We start from the raw sequence: 15,898 nt of genomic DNA, 5'->3' as shown, positions 1-15,898 counted from the left end.
GGCCTCGGCTCGCGATTCGGGCGGCCTCCGCTTGAAGGCCCGGCGGCTCTGCCGCCCAACCGCTTCGGCGCTGCACGATGGCTCCTCCTCACGGCATCTGCGGGGCCGGCTCCCGTTCCGGCGCGGCGGTCGGCTGTTCCTGGCCGACCGGCGGCAAATGGCGCAGCACCCGGAGGCAGACCACGGCCGCGACCGCCATGGCGACCGCGCTGATCGCGGCAACGACGTGCAGCCCGTCGGTGAAGGCGCCGCGTGCCTGGTCGAGCAGCGCCGGCGGCGCCGTCGCGAGCGAGTCCCCGGCGCCCGCGGGGACGCCGTGGCGGTAGACCGCCGCCGCCACGCTGCCCAGCACCGCGACCCCGAGCGCGAAGCCGAACTCGTTGGCGGTCTGTGCCAGCGAGGCCGCCGAGCCGGCCTTCTCCGGCGGGACCGCGCCCACGACGATGCCGGTGCCGAGGGTGACCAGCGGCCCCGCGCCGACGTTGAACAGCGCGAGCCCGGTCACGGCCGCGACCGCGCTGTCGGCCCCCGTGAGCAGCAGCAGCCCGGCGACCGAGACGACCAGACCGCCCGCGATCAGCGGCGCCGGCCGGATCCGGCGGGCGGCCAGCGGCGCGACCTGCGTGGCGATGATGCCGGCCGCGACCGCCGGTAGCAGCGCCAGGCCCGCACCCAGTGGCTCGTAGCCGGAGACCAGTTGGAGATATTGCGTGATCAGCACCATCGTCGCGCCCGGGAGCATGGTGTTGAGGAACATCGCGCCGAGGGCGGTGCGGAACGTGGCCGCGCCGAACGGGCGCAGGTCGACCAGCGGGTCGGCCAGGGCCCGTTGCCGCCTGACGAAGGCGACGGCGAAGCCCAGCCCGACGACCAGCGCGACCACCGCGCCCGGCGCGGCGCCGTGCCGCGCGACCTCCTTGATGCCGTAGACCGCCGGCAGGATCGCGGCCAGTGACAGCCCGACGCTGACCAGGTCGAGCGGCGCCGCCGACGTGCCGGCCGGCCGGTCCTTGGGTAGCAGCGCCGGGCCGAGGGCGAGGAGCAGGACCATCGCGGGCACGGCGATGAGGAACACCGACCCCCACCAGAAGTGACCGAGCAGGACGCCGCCGACGACCGGCCCGATCGCACTGCCGCCCATCAGCGACATCAGCCAGACCCCGATCGCGGTGGCACGCTGCTTCGGGTCGCGGAACATGCCCGTGATCAGGGCGAGGGTCGCCGGACCCATGGCGGCCCCGGCGATGCCCAGCACGGCCCGCGCCGCGATCAGCATGACCGGGTCGGACGCGTAGGCCGCCACCACCGACGCGGCCCCGAACACGGCCGCGCCACCGAACAGCAGCCGTCGCCGGCCGAGCCGGTCGCCGACCGCGCCCATCGTGATCAGGAAGCCGGACAGCAGGAACCCGTAAATGTCGATGATCCAGAGCTGCTCGGTGCTGCCGGCGCCGAGGTCACCGCTCAGCTTCGGCACGGCGAGCAGCAGCACGAACAGGTCGATCGACACGAGCAGGGACGGCAGGGCCAGCACCGCCAGCCCCACCCACTCCTTGCGACCCGCCCGCTGGTTGTTCACGTTCATGAGTACCTCTCCGGTCGTGAATGGTTCACGACCGGAGGTCGGAATCATGTGCCGGATTTCGACAGCCCGATCGCCGCCCCACCCAACGGAAAATCTGGCAGCCCCGCCCAGTCGAGCGTCACCGCGAGCTCAGCCGCCACCGCGTCCGCCCCGACCCGGGCGCCGTGCAGGTGGATCCGGGCGCAGGAGATGGCCCCGACCAGCCCGATCGCGTGGCGCCCGCCCGGCCGCGGCCGCAACACGCTGCTCGCCGCCGTCACTCCACGCAGAGGTCCCGGCCAGACCTCGCCCCGCCACCCCGAGACGAGCCCGTGGGTCAGGCAGTGCCGCACCTGCATCCATCCGTCCGCTCGCCGCGTGACCTCGGCCAGTGGGATGGTCTCGATCGCCGGCGCCCGCCCGATCGGCGGCACGTCCCAGACCGCGACGCCAGGCGCGCCGGCCAACCGAGCGACGATCCCGGGAAACTCGGCCGCGCACTTACGGTGGAAGTCGCCCACCGTCGGGTTGTTCATGGCCACCCGGCGCGCGATCTGGCCCAACCCGTACCCCCGCTGGTGCAACGCCGTCGCCAGGAAGTCCTCGACGAACCCCTCGAACGCCGAGATCACCCCGAGCACCACCGCGGGCGGCAGGGCGGAGAAGTTGCCGGCATTGCCGGGTGTACGCGGGTGCAGGCTCACCAACCGCCGCGGCACCTCCAGCGAGCGGGCGAACCGGTCGACGCTGTCCTGCAGCACCACAGGGAACGGCATGCCCGCCATTGTGGCGGTCGCGCGAGGGGCAGAATCAGTCGCGTCCGCTGGATGCCTTGAAACGGGTCGCCCGGTGCGTGCCGTCGCAGAACGGCTTGATCGCGGACAATCCACACCGGCACAGGGCGACCGTCGACCGGCCGGTCTCGATCCGCTCGCCGTCGACGGTGAACAGCTGGAAGTCGCCCCTGACCAGCAGCGGGCCGTCGGGATAGGGGGTCACGGTCGCGGCCGGCTCGTCCACAGGTGGCATGACCAGGCGGTTCCCCGCGTACGCGCGACGAAACCAGGTTTGATCTCGCCCGACCGGGGCATCCGGGCGCCGTGACGATCACCTCCGCGCCGCTGTTGCCGGCCCCGCGTGGACCCGTGTCCGCCGCCCTGCTGGCCGCTCTCGCCGGGCCACCCGCCGACTTCGCCGTCCCGCCGATCTCGGCGCCCGATCCGCTGCACGACGAGGACCTCCAGCTCACCCTCTACCTCTGCTACGAGCAGCATTTCCAGGGTTTCGCCGGCGTCGACCCGGACTGGGAGTGGTCGCCGGCCCTGCTCGCCCTGCGCGCCGCCGCCGAGCGCCCGTTCCTGTCGGCGCTGCGCGTGCTGGCCGGCTTCGGCCCGCAGCGCGACGACGTACCGCAGGCGTTGCTGGACCTCGTGTCCAGTCAGGACGGTCCGTCGCTGGCCGAGCACGTCCGCCGGCACGCCACCCTCGAGCAGTTCCGCGAGCTGCTCCGGCACCGCTCGATCTACCAGCTCAAGGAGGCCGACCCGCACACGTTCGCGATCCCGCGGCTGCGCGGCGCGGCGAAGGCGGCGCTGGTCGAGATCCAGATCGACGAGTACGGCGGTGGCCGCCTGCCCCGCATGCACGCCGAGCTGTTCCGCACCACGATGGACGGTATGGGCGTCGACAGCACCTACGGCGCCCACGTCGACCGGGTCCCCGCGGTCACGTTGGCCATCGTCAACCAGATGTCGTTCTTCGGATTGCACCGACGCTGGCGTGGCGCGCTCGTCGGGCAGCTCGCGGCGTTCGAGATGACCTCGACGGCGCCCAACCGGCACCTGGCCGCGGCCGTGCGCCGGCTCGGCGGGGACGACGTCACGGCCCGCTTCTTCGACGAGCACGTCGAGGCCGACGCCGTGCACGAGCAGGTCGCCGCGTACGACCTGGCGGGCAGCTATGCGGCCGAGAACCCGGGCGGCGCCCGCGACGTCCTCTTCGGCGCCCGCTGCGGCCTCGCCCTCGACGACCTGTTCGCCCGGCACGTCATCGCCGCCTGGGAGGCCGGCCGGAGCTCGCTGCTGCCGGCGCTGACCGTCGAACGGGCCGCCTGACGCTGACATTCGTGGCGCCCGACCCGTAAAGTCACTCGCGTGAGTGGCGAACCCCCTTCGCAGCGCGACATGCGGATGTCCGACGCCGACCGGGAAAGCGTGCTCGCGCGGCTCAACACCGCGGTGTCCGAGGGCCGCCTGACCATGGCCGAGTTCGAGGAGCGAGTCGACGGCGTGCTGGCCTCGCGCACGTTCGGCGACGTGGAGCCGTTCGTCGCCGACCTGCCCAGCACCGCGGCCGCCGTCCCGGCGATCGCCGCCACCGACGTCGTCGAGCTGCGCGGCCACGCCGGTCAGATCCGCCGGGTGGGCCGGTGGGCGGTGCCGCGCAAGCTGGTCGTCAAGAGCAAGGCGGGCACGGTCAAGCTCGACTTCCGGAACGCCGTGTTCAGCCACCGGGTGCTGGAGCTCGAGCTGGCCACCCAGGCCGGCACCACGGTGCTGGTCGTGCCCCGCGGGGCCACCGTCGACCTCGACCGGCTGGTCACCAGCGGCGGCATGACGTTCTGCCGGGTCCCGTCCCTGCCCGAGCCGGGCTCGACGGCCCCGCACATCGTCATCTCCGGCAGCAGCGCCGCCGGCACGGTCATCGTCCGTCGCCCGTACCGCCTCGGTCGCTGGAGCTGGTGAGGTCCACCGCGCCGGCGAAGGAGTCGGGGTGGTGGGCCGCGGCGACGACCCGCCACCGGCCCGGGCGGCGTGACCAGGTGCGGGTGGCCGGGTCGCGGCGGCGGGTGGGTGTCAGGTCCAGCGCCACCTCGACGTCGGTCACGGCGCCCGGATCGAGAGCGACCCGCTGGAAGCCGATCAGTTGCGGCACCGGGCGCTCCGCGTCGGCGTCGAACGCGTAGAGTTGCACCACCGTCGAGCCGGCCCGCCCGCCAGTGTTGGTGACCCGCACTCCGGCCACATCGGACACCTCCCGCAGGGCGATCTCGAACGTGGTGTAGCCCAGGCCGAAGCCGAACGGGTACGCGGCCCGGCGCCCGTCGCGGTCCAGCTTGCGTTGGCCCCACCAGGCGTCGTACCGGATGGTCTTCGCGTCGCGGTCGAAGAACGGCAGGTGGTCCGCGTCGGTGGGGACGGCGAAGGGCAGCCGGCCGCCCGGTTCGGCCGCGCCGGTCAGGATGTCGGCGATCGCCGCCCCGCCGGCCATGCCGGGATACCAGGCCAGGAGGATGGCCGGCACCCGTGAGCGCCACGACTCCATCAGGATGGCGCTGCCGCCGATCACCACCACGACGGTACGCGGGTTGGCCGCGGCCACGGCGGCGATCAGCGCCTCGTCGGCGCCGTGCAGGGTCAACGACGTGCGGTCGCCGCCCGGGCCGAACCGGGTCGCCCGCCGGGCCAGCCGGGCCGCCAGCCGCTGCACCGGCCGCAGGGTGAACGGGAAGCCCAGGAACGCGAAGCTGGCCGGGTCGTCGTTGGTGATGCGTTCGCCCTCGTCCGCCGGACCCATCCCGACCACCACGACGGCGGCGTCGGCCGACGCGGCCGCCGCGGCACTGTCCACATGGCTCACCTCCGCCGCGGGCAGCGCCGCGCGCAGGCCGGCCAGCGGGGACGAGGTCGTCGGCGGGTCGACCATGGACGAGCCGCGGTCGCCGAGGTTCGGGGCCGTCGCCAGCCGGCCCAGCACCGCGAGCCGGCGGATCGGTCCCCGCAGCGGCAGCAGGGGCGTGCCGTCGACCGGCTCGTTGCGCAGCAGGACGGCGCCGCGGACGGCCACCTCGTGCGCCAGCGACCGGTGCGCCGACGCGTCGACCGCCGGTTCGTCGGGATCCCGGGCCGCGTAGTGCCCCACCGTGGTCGCCAGGATCCGCCGGGCCGACCGGAGCACGAGCGGTCGCGTCGCCGGTCCGACGCGCAGGTGCCTGGCCCGGTGCATCCGCAGCGGCATCTCGACGTCGAGCCCGGCCTCCAGACTGGTCACCGCGTCATGCGTGCCCCACACCCAGTCGCTCGTGACGAAGCCGGTGAAACCCCACTCGTCGCGCAGGATGTCGGTCAGCAGCACCGCGTTCTGGTCTGCGTGCGCCCCGTTGACCGCGTTGTAGGCGCTCATCACCGACTCGGCCCCCGCGTCCACGACCGCCTTGAAGTGCGGCAGGTAGACCTCGTGCAGCGGGTGCGCGTCGACCTCGACGTCGACCCGGAACCGTGCGTTCTCGATCGAGTTGAGCGCGAAGTGTTTGACGCAGGCCATCACGTTGCGCCGCAGCCCGCGGGTCAGCGCGGCGCCCATCCGGCCGGTCAGCACGGGGTCCTCGCCGTAGCACTCCTGCGCCCGGCCCCAGGCCGGATGCCGCAGCAGGTTGACGCAGACCGCGCCGGAGTAGTTCGCGCCCAGCGCCCGCGCCTCCGCGCCCATCGCCAGCCCGACCCGCTCCTCGAGCGCGGGGTCCCAGGTGGCGGCCCGCTCCATCGTCACCGGGAACGCGGTCGACCGGCCCATCACGACACCGCGCGGCCCGTCGCTGAACCGGATGCCCGGGATCCCGAGCCGGGGGATCGCGCCCGCGACGACCGGGCCGGCCTTGATCAGCGCCGGCAACCGGACGGCGGCGCGCACCGGCAGGTCCCCGTCGAGCAGCCAGAGCAGCTCGTCGTCGGTCAGCGCGGCGACCAACCCGTCCGCGGCCGCGCCGGAGGAAAGCGATCCGGCGCGGACCCGGCGCACGGCGTCCTCGAAGGTCGTCATCAGCTCATGATCCTCCGCGGCTCGGCAGCGGGCACAGGTTGACAACTGTCACTGCCTGCGCTGGGGTGGACGAGGGAGGTGGGACAGATGCGACGGTTGCTGACAATGCTCACCGCGGCGGTCCTGGCCACGGTGACGCTCACGGGGTCGGCGGGCGCCACCGGCGGCGGGCAGTCCTGGGTGGCCACGTGGGGCACGGCCGTGACCGGCGCGGCGACGCCGCCGCAGCCCGCGACGACCTTCGACGACCAGACCCTGCGGCAGGTGGTGCACGTGAGCGCCGGCGGCACGGCGGTCCGCGTGCGACTGTCCAACGAGTACGGGACACGGCCGCTCGCCATCGGCGCCGCCCGCATCGCCCGCCACGCGACCGGCTCGGCTATCGTTCCCGGCACCGACCGCCCGCTCACCTTCGGGGGCCGCGGCACCGTCTCGATCCCGCCCGGCGCACCCGCGGTCAGCGACCCGGTGCGGCTGCCGGTCGCCGCCGGCGCCGACCTCGTGATCAGCCTCTACCTGCCCGCGCCGACCCCGGCGGCCACGCTGCACAGCTCGGCGTTCCAGCGCACCTACGTCGCCGCCGGCGACGTCACCCGGGCGGCCGACCTGCCCGGCGCGCAGGAGACCACTTCCTGGTACTTCCTCTCCGGCGTCACCGTCGCCGCTTCCGCGCGGTCCGGCGCGGTGGTCGCGTTCGGCGACTCGATCACCGACGGCGCGGTGACCACCGTCGACGCCAACCACCGCTGGCCGGACTTCCTGGCCGCCCGCTTGCGGGCCGACCGCAAGCTGCGGGACCTCGGCGTGGTCAACGCGGGCATCGGCGGCAACCGCCTGCTCTACGACGGCAACACCCTGCCGGATCCGGTGTTCGGCGGCCTGGGCCCGATCTTCGGGGACAGCGCGCTGTCCCGGTTCGACCGCGACGTGGCCGCCCGGCCCGGCGTGCGGCACGTGATCGTGCTCCTCGGCATCAACGACATCGGGCAGCCCGGCTCGATCGCGCCGGCGGAGGAGGCGGCCAGCGCCGAAGACCTGATCTTCGCGCACCGCCAGCTCATCGCCCGCGCGCACGAACGCGGTTTGCGGATCCACGGCGCGACGCTGACGCCGTTCGAGGGCACGGCGATCCCCGGCTACTACACGCCGGCCAACGAGGCCAAGCGGCAGGCGCTCAACGCGTGGATCCGGACCAGCGGCGAGTACGACGGCGTGGTCGACTTCGACCGGGCGGTGCGCGACCCGGCCCAGCCCGGGCGGATGCTGCCGGCCTACGACAGCGGCGACGGGCTGCACCCCAACGACGCCGGCATGCGGGCGATGGCCGAGGCGGTCCCGCTGCGCCTGCTATCCCGGTAGTTTCTCCAGCGCGTCGTCGGCCGGGCAAGGCACATCGGGTATTACCCCGGTGCCCTCCCAGTTGGCGCCGGTCACCGCGTCGACGACGTACGCCCGCGGCACGTGGGCCAGCACGGTCGGCGCCAGCCGGATGGGCAACACGTGGTCGGCCGCCCCAGGGGTCGCCTCGCCGACGACGGTGACGCGCTCGCGCGCCTGAAGGTGATAGGCGAGCGCCTCGCCGGACGAGAACGTGCCGGGCCCGACGAGCACGAACGCGTCCTGCCGCAGCGCGGTGCCCGGCGCCCGGTCGGGCGTCCACCACTGCCGCGTGCCGGCCCGGTCGACCACGTCGGACAGCCGCACCGCCCGGTCGCCGAGCAGCCAGCCCGCGATCAGCGCGACGGTCGCCGGATCACCGCCACCGTTGCCGCGCAGGTCGAGCACGATCCGCCGGGCACCCCGCACCAGCCCGAACGCGGCATCGACGAACGGCTGGGCCAGCCCGATCGCGTCGAGCGTGTCGATCCGCACGACGCCGGTCCCGTCGTCGAGCCGCCGCACGTTGGACACCCCCGCGGCCCGCGACCGCACCGCGCCGGGATCCGGCGGCGGCCACGCGCCGGCCTCGGTGTCGGCGGGCGCGGTGCCGCCGGGCTCCCAGAACAACGCGACATGCCGCGCCCACTTCCAGGCGACCCGCTCGATCGCCGCGCAGCCCGCCGCGCTGATCGGGGCAGCGTCCCCGCCGAATCCGGCGGTCAGGGCGGCCGTCAACGCGTCGCGCCGCGCGCCGTCGGGCATCAACCGCTCCAGCCAGCCGACGAGCCGGCCGGCGACGTCGCCCACGGTGGCGGTCCCGGTTTCGATGGTCACCCGCCGACGGTAGGCCAACGAGCCACCACCAGGACTACGCCGACGGCGAACACGACGCAGGTCAGAGGGTGGCGATCCAGTCCAACCAGGCCGGCAGGCCCTCGCCGGTGGTGGCGGAGACGGTCAACAGCGACAGGTCCGGGTTCACGGCCCGCGCGTGCTTGGCGCACAGGTCCAGGTCGAAGTCGACGTACGGCAGCAGGTCGATCTTGTTGATCAGCACCAGGTCGGCCGCCGCGAACATGTAGGGGTACTTCAGTGGCTTGTCGGTGCCCTCGGTGACCGAGATGACGACCACCTTGCGTTGCTCGCCCAGGTCGAACATGGCCGGGCAGACCAGGTTGCCGACGTTCTCCACGAAGACCACCGCGCCCGTCGGCGGGTCCAACCTGGACAGTGCCGACCGCACCAGCGCCGCGTCGAGGTGACACCCGGCGCCCGTGTTGACCTGGACCGCCGGCGCGCCCGTGCGGCGCAGGCGCTCCGCGTCGAGCGAGGTCGCCTGATCGCCCTCGATGACCGCGGCCGGCCGCACCCGGGCCAGGGCGACCAGCGTGCGCTCCAGCAGCGTGGTCTTGCCCGACCCGGGCGAGCTCATCAGGTTGAGCGCGATCGCGTCCCGCTTGCGCAGCCAGGCCCGGTTGTCGCGGGCGATCGCGTCGTTCTTGGCGAGCACGTTCTGCTCGACCGACACATGCTCATGCGTGTGCTCGGCGCAGCCGCAGGTTCCGCACACCGGTCAACCCACCTCCATCGAGACGATCTTCAACTCGCGGCCGGCGAGCACCGAGACGTCGGCGCTTCCGCAGGCGCACAGCAGCACGGGGTCGGGCAGGTCGAACGACACGCCGCAGGCGCGACACGCCGCGCGGGCCGGGGTCAGGTCGATGTCGAGCCGCGCGCCCTCGGCGACGGTCCCGGCGGTGACCAGGTCGAAGCAGAACTCCAGAGCGGACGGTACGACCGCGGTCAGCGCGCCGACCTGCAGCCGGACCGCGTGCACCCGGCGATCACCGGCCCGGGCGCGGACCTCGTCCACGACGCTCTGGGTGATCGACAGTTCGTGCACCGTACTCCTTGATATTTGTCTGCGTTGCACCCACTTGCAGCCTTAGTCCGATATTACGCTGAGCACCGGGCTACCTACGTTCAGCGACGCCGGACGCGCTCGGGAAGGCGGACACGATGCCGACAGCGGAAGCGATCAAGGCCGAGGAAACCCTCATCCACGTCCTCTGGATCAACGCCGGGCTCAGTTGCGACGGCGACTCGGTGTCGCTGACCGCCGCCTCCCAGCCGAGCATCGAGGAGATCGCGCTCGGGGCGCTGCCCGGACTGCCCAAGGTGGCCGTCCACTGGCCACTGATCGACTTCGAGTGCGGCCCCAACGGCGGCGCCGACGACTTCCTCGAGTGGTACTTCAAGGCCGACCGCGGCGAGCTCGACCCCTTCGTCCTCGTCGTCGAGGGCTCGGTGGCCAACGAGGAGCTCAAGAGCGAGGGCTACTGGACCGGCTTCGGCAACGACCCGGCCACCGACCAGCCCCGCACGCTGACCAACTGGCTGGACCGCCTGGCGCCCAAGGCGACCGCGATCGTCGCGACCGGCACCTGCGCGACCTACGGCGGCATCCACGCGATGGCCGGCAACCCGACCGGCGCGATGGGCGTTGCCGACTACCTCGGCTGGGACTGGAAGTCCAAGGCCGGCATCCCGATCGTCAACGTGCCCGGCTGCCCGATCCAGCCCGACAACATGTCGGAGACACTCGTCTACCTGCTCTACCTGGCGACCGGGCAGGCGCCGATGATCCCCTTGGACGACGCCCTGCGCCCGACCTGGCTGTTCGGCCAGACCGTGCACGAGGGCTGTGACCGCGCCGGCTACTACGAGCAGGCCGACTTCGCCACCGAGTACGGCTCGCCGAAGTGCATCGTCAAGCTCGGCTGCTGGGGCCCGGCCGTCAAGTGCAACGTGCCCAAGCGCGGCTGGATGAACGGCATCGGCGGCTGCCCCAACGTCGGCGGCATCTGCATCGGCTGCACGATGCCCGGCTTCCCCGACAAGTTCATGCCGTTCATGGACGAGCCGCCCGGCGGCAAGCTCTCCTCGACCACGGTCGCGGCCTACGGCAGGACGATGCGCAGCCTCCGCCACATCACGACCCACACGCTCGACCGCGAGCCCAAGTGGCGCAAGCGCGGCCGCGAACTGACCACCGGCGCGAAGCGCACCTGGTGACACTAGAGAGGCCGAACCGATGACGGTCACGCAACCGCAGCGCGCCCCGGGCACGGGCACCGAGTCCCTGGTCGACATGGCCTGGGACCCGATCACCCGCATCGTCGGCAGTCTGGGCATCTACACGAAGATCGACTTCAACCAGCGGGTCGTGGCCGAGTGTCACAGCACCAGCTCGATCTTCCGCGGTTACTCCATCTTCATGAAGGGCAAGGACCCGCGGGACGCGCACTTCATCACCAGCCGGATCTGCGGCATCTGCGGCGACAACCACGCGACCTGCTCCTGCTATGCGCAGAACATGGCGTACGGCGTGAAGCCGCCCGCGATCGGCGAGTGGATCGTCAACCTCGGCGAGGCCGCCGAGTACATGTTCGACCACAACATCTTCCAGGAGAACCTGGTCGGGGTCGACTACTGCGAGAAGATGGTCGCCGAGACCAACCCCGGCGTGCTGGAGATGGCCAACCGCACCGAGTCGCCCAACGCCGGCGCCCACGGCTACCGCACCATCGGCGACATCATGCGGGCGCTCAACCCGTTCACCGGCGACCACTACCGCGAGGCGCTGCAGGTCAGCCGGATGACCCGCGAGATGTTCTGCCTGATGGAGGGGCGCCACGTCCATCCGTCCACGTTGTACCCGGGCGGTGTCGGCACGGTCGCGACCATCCAGCTGATGACCGACTATTTGAGCCGGCTCATGCGCTACGTCGAGTTCATGAAGAAGGTCGTGCCGATGCACGACGACCTGTTCAACTTCTTCTACCAGGCGCTGCCCGGCTACGAGATGGTGGGCAACCGGCGGATCCTGCTCGGCTGCTGGGGTTCCTTCCAGGACCCGGAGCACTGCAACTTCGAGTACAAGGACATGACGGACTGGGGTCGCAAGATGTACGTGACCCCGGGCGTCGTCGTCGACGGCAAGCTGGTCACCACCGACCTCGTCCGGATCAACCTCGGCATCCGCATCCTGCTCGGCTCGTCCTACTACCAGGACTGGGAAGAGCAGGAGATGTTCGTGACGCAGGACCCGCTGGGCAACCCGGTCGACCGGCGGCATCCCTGGAACCAGCACACCAACCCGCAGCCGCAGAAGCGCGACCTCGACGGCAACTACAGCTGGGTGATGTCGCCGCGCTGGTTCGACGGCAAGGACTACCTCGCGCTCGACACGGGCGGTGGGCCGCTGGCCCGGCTCTGGTCGACGGCGCTGGCCGGCCTGGTCGACATCGGCTACGTGCAGGCGACCGGCCGCAGCGTGAAGATCAACCTTCCGAAGACCGCGCTCAAGGGCCCGGTCGAGCTGGAGTGGCACATTCCCCAGTGGAGCAACACGCTCGAGCGCAACCGGGCCAGGACCTACTTCCAGGCGTACGCGGCCGCCTGCGCGCTGCACTTCGCCGAGCAGGCCCTGGTCGAGATCCGCGCCGGCCGCACCAAGACGTGGGAGAAGTTCGAGGTGCCGAAGGACGGCGTCGGCGCGGGCTTCACCGAGGCCGTGCGGGGCGTCCTGTCGCACCACATGGTGATCCGGGACGGGAAGATCGCGAACTACCACCCGTACCCGCCGACGCCCTGGAACGCCAGCCCGCGCGACAGCCTCGGCACGCCCGGCCCCTACGAGGACGCGGTGCAGGGCCAGCCGATCTTCGAGGAGAACGACCGGGAGCACTTCAAGGGCATCGACATCATGCGCACGGTACGCAGCTTCGACCCGTGCCTGCCCTGCGGCGTGCACATGTACCTCGGCAACGGCAAGAAGCTCGAACTGCTGCACTCGCCGACGCAGACGGCCGGCGCCGAGTGACCACAGTGGAGTCCGCGGCCCCGGCCGCCGCCTGGCAGGCGACCGGGGACCGCATCGAGGCGCTGATCACCGCGAGCGCGGCCAGCGGCGCGGCGGCCCGGGAACGCGCCGAGGAGCTCGTCCGGCTCGTCGTGGACCTCTACGGCGCCGGCCTCGAACGCCTGCTCGAGCTGCTGCACGAGCGGGGCGCGCTCGGCGACGACGTGCTCGACGCCCTCGCCGCCGACGAGCTGGTCGCCAGCCTGCTGCTGGTGCACGGCCTGCACCCCGAGAGCGCCTCGACCCGGGTGGCCAAGGCGCTCGCGACGGTCGCGCCCAACGGCGAGGCGACGCTGGTCGGCATCACACCAGAGGGCGTCGCCCGGGTGCGCCTGGCGGCGAGCGGTTGCTCCTCGGCGCCCCTCAAGGCCGCGGTCGAGTCCGCGATCGCCGACGCCGCGCCGGAGGTCGTCACCATCGAGGTGGTCCAGCCGGACGCCGCGCCCGTCATCCCGGTCGGGTCGTTGTTCAGCCGGGTCGGGCCGGCGCCCGCGGAGGCGCCGTGAGCCCGGCCCTGGGCGCGCTGCGCCGGATCAGCCGGGACCGGCCGGCGCCACGGGTGGCGGGGGAGCGCTGCGACCTGTGCGCCCAACCCGTGCCCGGCGCGCACGGCCACGTCGTGCACCTCGAGGGCCGGGCGCTGATGTGCGCCTGCCGGCCCTGCTACCTGCTGTTCGCCGGCGACGCCGACCAGCGCTACCGGGCCGTCCCGGACCGCTACCTGCGGTTCCCGGGCGTCTCCGCCGACGGCCCGGCGTTCGACGCGCTGGACATTCCGGTCGGCCTGGCCTTCCTGTTCCACAACTCGGTCCAGGAGCGGATGGTCGCCTTCTACCCGAGCCCGGCCGGCGCCACCGAGTCCGAGCTGTCGATGGACGCCTGGGCCGGCGTGCGGGCCGCCCACCCCGAGCTGGCCACGCTGCGCGCCGACGTGGAGGCGCTGCTGGTCCGCCGCACCACGCCCGGCGCGGCCCACTCGGGCTCGTGCCACCTGGTGCCGATCGACGTCTGCTACGAGCTGGTCGGGCGGCTGCGCCAGGGCTGGCGCGGCTTCGACGGCGGCGCCGAGGCGCGGGCCGCGATCGCCGGGTTCTTCGCCACGGTCGACGAGCGGAGCGTCGACGGATGACCCTCGGCTTCACCGTGCTCGACATCGCCGCCGAACCGTACGCCGTGACCCCGCAGCTGACCGCCAAGCTGCGCATCGCCGACGACGCGGGCCGGCGGGTGCACGCCATGACGCTGCGCTGCCAGGTGCGGGTCGAGCCACAGCGGCGCGGCTACGACACCGCCGAGGGCGAGGCGCTGCGCGGGCTGTTCGACGGCCGGGAACGCTGGCTCGACACCGTCCGGCCGTTCCCGTGGCTGCGCTGCGACACCACCGTGCCCGGCTTCGCCGGCGCCACCGAGGTCGACGTCGCGCTGCCGTGCACGTACGACCTCGACGTGGTCGGCACCCGCTACCTGCACGCGCTCACCGCCGGCGACGTGCCACTGACGTTCCTGTTCTCCGGCACCGTGTTCGTGCCCGGCGCCACCGGCTTCGCGGTCGAGCCGGTGCCCTGGGACCGGGCCGCCAACTACGGCCTGCCCGTGGCCGTGTGGCGACAGCTGATCGAGCAGTACTTCCCCGGCACCGGCTGGATCCGGCTCGACCGCGAGGTGCTCGACGCTCTCGCCGCCGTGCGGGCCCGGCGTGGCCAGGTGAGCTGGGACGAGACGATCCGTTCGCTGTTGCCACGACCCGACGGGGTGGTCGCGTGAACCTGGACGCCGTCCGCGCGGTCGCCGACGCCGTGCTCTACGAGGGCTACCTGCTCTATCCCTACCGCGCCAGCGCCCAGAAGAACCGGTCGCGCTGGCAGTTCGGGGTGCTCGGCCCGCCCGGCGCCGCCGAGCGCGGGCTGGGCGAGGAGTCCGGCATGGCCGTCCAGTGCCTCCTGGACGGCCCGGACGCCACGGTCGACATCCACCTGCGGTTCCTGCAGCTCCAGGCGCGCCAGGTCCGACGCGCGGACGGGACCGACGTGGCGGCCCTGGAGGTCGGTGGTCGCACGGTGTTCACCTGGGACGAGGCCGTCGAACGGGAGGCGGTGTTCACCGCGCAGCCGATCGTCCCGGACGGCGAGCTGCGGGTGGAGATCTCCGGCGGCGAGGACACCGAGCCGCTGCGCGACGAGGCGGGCGCCGTGGTCGGGCAGGTCGTCCGCCGGCGCTGGCCCGTCCGGGCGCACGTGCGGCTGAACTCCGAGGCGGACGGCGCGCACACCCGGCTGACAGTGGCCGTGGAGAACGCCTACGACGGACCGGTGTCCACGAAGGACGACGCCACCCGGAGCTCGTTGCTCGGTGCCCACCTGGTGCTGCGGGCAGTCGGGGCCGGGTTCGTCTCCGTCATCGACCCGCCCGACGCGGCCGCGGCCGCCGCCGCCCGGTGCGCGCAGCACCGCTGCTGGCCGGTGCTGGCCGGCCCGCCCGGCTCGACCGACCTCGTGCTCGGCTCGCCGATCATCCTCTACGACCACCCTGAGGTGGCCGAGCAGAGCCCGGGCGCGCTGTTCGACGCGACCGAGATCGACGAGATCCTGGTGCTGCGGGTCATGACGATGACCGAGGCGGAGAAGGCCGAGGCGCGGGCCACCGACCCGCAGGTCGCCGCCATCATCGACCGCTGCGACGGTCTCACTCCCGAGGAACTGCAGAGGCTGCACGGCATCTTGCGCGACCCGACCGACCTGCGCAACGTCGAGCCGCCGTCGTTCGACACGGCCGGCGCGCCGTGGTGGGACCCGGCCGCTGACGCCGCCGTCTCGCCGGAGACGGACACGGTCCTGGTTGACGGCGTACGCGTCGGCAAGGGCAGCCTCGTGCGGGTGCACCCACGCCGGCGCGCCGACGCCCAGGACCTGTTCTTCGCCGGCCAGGTCGCCCGCGTGACCGCCGTGCTGTCCGACGTGGACGGCGCCGTGCACGTCGCGCTGGTGCTCGTCGACGACCCCGCGGCCGACCTGCACGACTGGTACGGCCGCTACTTCTACTTCGCGCCGGACGAGCTCGAACCGCTCGCCGGCGAGGGGGAACGACCCGTCGAGAGAGAGGAGAGCAGGTCATGAGAAGGCTCGGCATGGTGACCGCGGGCGTCGGCGTCGTGGTGGCGCTGGCGGCCCTGGTGCTGACCGTCCGGTCGGTGCCCGACATCCGCCGCTACCTGA

The 15,898-nt window shown here is 72.9% G+C and carries 16 protein-coding genes; 9 read left to right on the top strand and 7 right to left on the bottom strand.

What is annotated here, in order from left to right:
- Positions 1-88: 88 nt before the first annotated feature.
- The 3 genes from O7635_RS31235 to O7635_RS31225 are packed head-to-tail and all read right to left on the bottom strand — an operon-like array spanning position 89 to position 2,593.
- Positions 89-1,585 (bottom strand): MFS transporter, encoded by a 1,497-nt coding sequence (locus O7635_RS31235; protein WP_278084083.1) that lies wholly within the window; start codon positions 1,583-1,585, stop codon positions 89-91.
- A gap of 44 nt (positions 1,586-1,629) precedes the next feature.
- Positions 1,630-2,340 carry a hypothetical protein gene (locus tag O7635_RS31230; protein ID WP_278084082.1) on the bottom strand — a complete coding sequence of 237 codons (711 nt, stop codon included), beginning with the start codon at positions 2,338-2,340 and terminating at the stop codon, positions 1,630-1,632.
- Positions 2,341-2,374: 34 nt separating this feature from the next.
- The gene (locus O7635_RS31225; protein WP_278084081.1) at positions 2,375-2,593 is read right to left on the bottom strand and encodes a CDGSH iron-sulfur domain-containing protein; all 219 of its coding nucleotides are present in this window, start codon (positions 2,591-2,593) and stop codon (positions 2,375-2,377) included.
- Positions 2,594-2,664: 71 nt separating this feature from the next.
- Here O7635_RS31225 and O7635_RS31220 point away from each other — a divergent pair, with 71 nt between their 5' ends.
- Both O7635_RS31220 and O7635_RS31215 read left to right on the top strand, forming a co-directional pair.
- The gene (locus O7635_RS31220; RefSeq protein ID WP_278084080.1) at positions 2,665-3,678 is read left to right on the top strand and encodes an iron-containing redox enzyme family protein; all 1,014 of its coding nucleotides are present in this window, start codon (positions 2,665-2,667) and stop codon (positions 3,676-3,678) included.
- A gap of 39 nt (positions 3,679-3,717) precedes the next feature.
- Positions 3,718-4,308: a DUF1707 domain-containing protein gene (locus O7635_RS31215; RefSeq protein ID WP_278084079.1), complete on the top strand. Its 591-nt coding sequence runs from the start codon at positions 3,718-3,720 to the stop codon at positions 4,306-4,308.
- Here O7635_RS31215 and O7635_RS31210 read toward each other — a convergent pair.
- Positions 4,265-6,382 carry a glycoside hydrolase family 3 C-terminal domain-containing protein gene (locus O7635_RS31210; RefSeq protein ID WP_278084078.1) on the bottom strand — a complete coding sequence of 706 codons (2,118 nt, stop codon included), beginning with the start codon at positions 6,380-6,382 and terminating at the stop codon, positions 4,265-4,267. The two genes, O7635_RS31215 and O7635_RS31210, sit on opposite strands and share 44 nt — an antisense overlap.
- An 87-nt stretch (positions 6,383-6,469) precedes the next feature.
- Here O7635_RS31210 and O7635_RS31205 point away from each other — a divergent pair, with 87 nt between their 5' ends.
- On the top strand, positions 6,470-7,741 hold the full coding sequence (locus O7635_RS31205; RefSeq protein ID WP_278084077.1) for an SGNH/GDSL hydrolase family protein: 1,272 nt from the start codon (positions 6,470-6,472) through the stop codon (positions 7,739-7,741).
- Here O7635_RS31205 and O7635_RS31200 read toward each other — a convergent pair.
- The 3 genes from O7635_RS31200 to O7635_RS31190 all read right to left on the bottom strand — a co-directional run bounded on the left by O7635_RS31200 (position 7,730) and on the right by O7635_RS31190 (position 9,665).
- On the bottom strand, positions 7,730-8,596 hold the full coding sequence (locus tag O7635_RS31200; RefSeq protein WP_278084076.1) for a S41 family peptidase: 867 nt from the start codon (positions 8,594-8,596) through the stop codon (positions 7,730-7,732). The genes O7635_RS31205 and O7635_RS31200 overlap by 12 nt on opposite strands.
- 61 nt (positions 8,597-8,657) lie before the next feature.
- Entirely contained in the window at positions 8,658-9,290 is a 633-nt protein-coding gene (gene hypB, locus O7635_RS31195) for a hydrogenase nickel incorporation protein HypB (protein ID WP_278084075.1), read from the bottom strand.
- A 45-nt stretch (positions 9,291-9,335) separates the two neighbouring features.
- The gene (locus tag O7635_RS31190; RefSeq protein ID WP_278084074.1) at positions 9,336-9,665 is read right to left on the bottom strand and encodes a hydrogenase maturation nickel metallochaperone HypA; all 330 of its coding nucleotides are present in this window, start codon (positions 9,663-9,665) and stop codon (positions 9,336-9,338) included.
- 116 nt (positions 9,666-9,781) lie between these two features.
- Here O7635_RS31190 and O7635_RS31185 point away from each other — a divergent pair, with 116 nt between their 5' ends.
- Genes O7635_RS31185 through O7635_RS31160 form a run of 6 tightly spaced genes read left to right on the top strand, consistent with a single transcriptional unit; the run spans position 9,782 to position 15,799 of the window.
- Complete coding sequence (locus tag O7635_RS31185; protein WP_278084073.1) at positions 9,782-10,837, top strand: hydrogenase expression protein HypE; 1,056 nt, start codon at positions 9,782-9,784, stop codon at positions 10,835-10,837.
- A 19-nt stretch (positions 10,838-10,856) separates the two neighbouring features.
- Positions 10,857-12,647, top strand: coding sequence for a nickel-dependent hydrogenase large subunit (locus O7635_RS31180; RefSeq protein ID WP_278084072.1), 1,791 nt, complete (start codon positions 10,857-10,859; stop codon positions 12,645-12,647).
- Positions 12,644-13,192, top strand: coding sequence for a hypothetical protein (locus O7635_RS31175; protein ID WP_278084071.1), 549 nt, complete (start codon positions 12,644-12,646; stop codon positions 13,190-13,192). Before O7635_RS31180 ends, O7635_RS31175 begins: the two co-directional genes overlap by 4 nt.
- The gene (locus tag O7635_RS31170; protein ID WP_278084070.1) at positions 13,189-13,815 is read left to right on the top strand and encodes a DUF5947 family protein; all 627 of its coding nucleotides are present in this window, start codon (positions 13,189-13,191) and stop codon (positions 13,813-13,815) included. Before O7635_RS31175 ends, O7635_RS31170 begins: the two co-directional genes overlap by 4 nt.
- Positions 13,812-14,450 (top strand): DUF6084 family protein, encoded by a 639-nt coding sequence (locus tag O7635_RS31165; protein WP_278084069.1) that lies wholly within the window; start codon positions 13,812-13,814, stop codon positions 14,448-14,450. Before O7635_RS31170 ends, O7635_RS31165 begins: the two co-directional genes overlap by 4 nt.
- The gene (locus O7635_RS31160) at positions 14,447-15,799 is read left to right on the top strand and encodes a hypothetical protein (RefSeq protein ID WP_278084068.1); all 1,353 of its coding nucleotides are present in this window, start codon (positions 14,447-14,449) and stop codon (positions 15,797-15,799) included. Before O7635_RS31165 ends, O7635_RS31160 begins: the two co-directional genes overlap by 4 nt.
- Positions 15,800-15,898: the final 99 nt, after the last annotated feature.

Origin of the sequence: Asanoa sp. WMMD1127 (assembly GCF_029626225.1) — a bacterium.
GTDB lineage: Bacteria > Actinomycetota > Actinomycetes > Mycobacteriales > Micromonosporaceae > Asanoa.
Note: the sequence above shows the minus strand (reverse complement) of the source record. Positions and strands in the feature narration are given on the sequence as shown.

Coding starts and splice junctions, on each gene's coding strand:
- O7635_RS31165 (WP_278084069.1), top strand. CDS start 13,812: ATGACCCTCGGCTTCACCGTGCTCGACATCGCCGCCGAACCGTACGCC.
- O7635_RS31180 (WP_278084072.1), top strand. CDS start 10,857: ATGACGGTCACGCAACCGCAGCGCGCCCCGGGCACGGGCACCGAGTCC.
- O7635_RS31210 (WP_278084078.1), bottom strand. CDS start 6,382: ATGACGACCTTCGAGGACGCCGTGCGCCGGGTCCGCGCCGGATCGCTT.
- O7635_RS31235 (WP_278084083.1), bottom strand. CDS start 1,585: ATGAACGTGAACAACCAGCGGGCGGGTCGCAAGGAGTGGGTGGGGCTG.
- O7635_RS31225 (WP_278084081.1), bottom strand. CDS start 2,593: ATGCCACCTGTGGACGAGCCGGCCGCGACCGTGACCCCCTATCCCGAC.
- O7635_RS31205 (WP_278084077.1), top strand. CDS start 6,470: ATGCGACGGTTGCTGACAATGCTCACCGCGGCGGTCCTGGCCACGGTG.
- O7635_RS31230 (WP_278084082.1), bottom strand. CDS start 2,340: ATGCCGTTCCCTGTGGTGCTGCAGGACAGCGTCGACCGGTTCGCCCGC.
- O7635_RS31185 (WP_278084073.1), top strand. CDS start 9,782: ATGCCGACAGCGGAAGCGATCAAGGCCGAGGAAACCCTCATCCACGTC.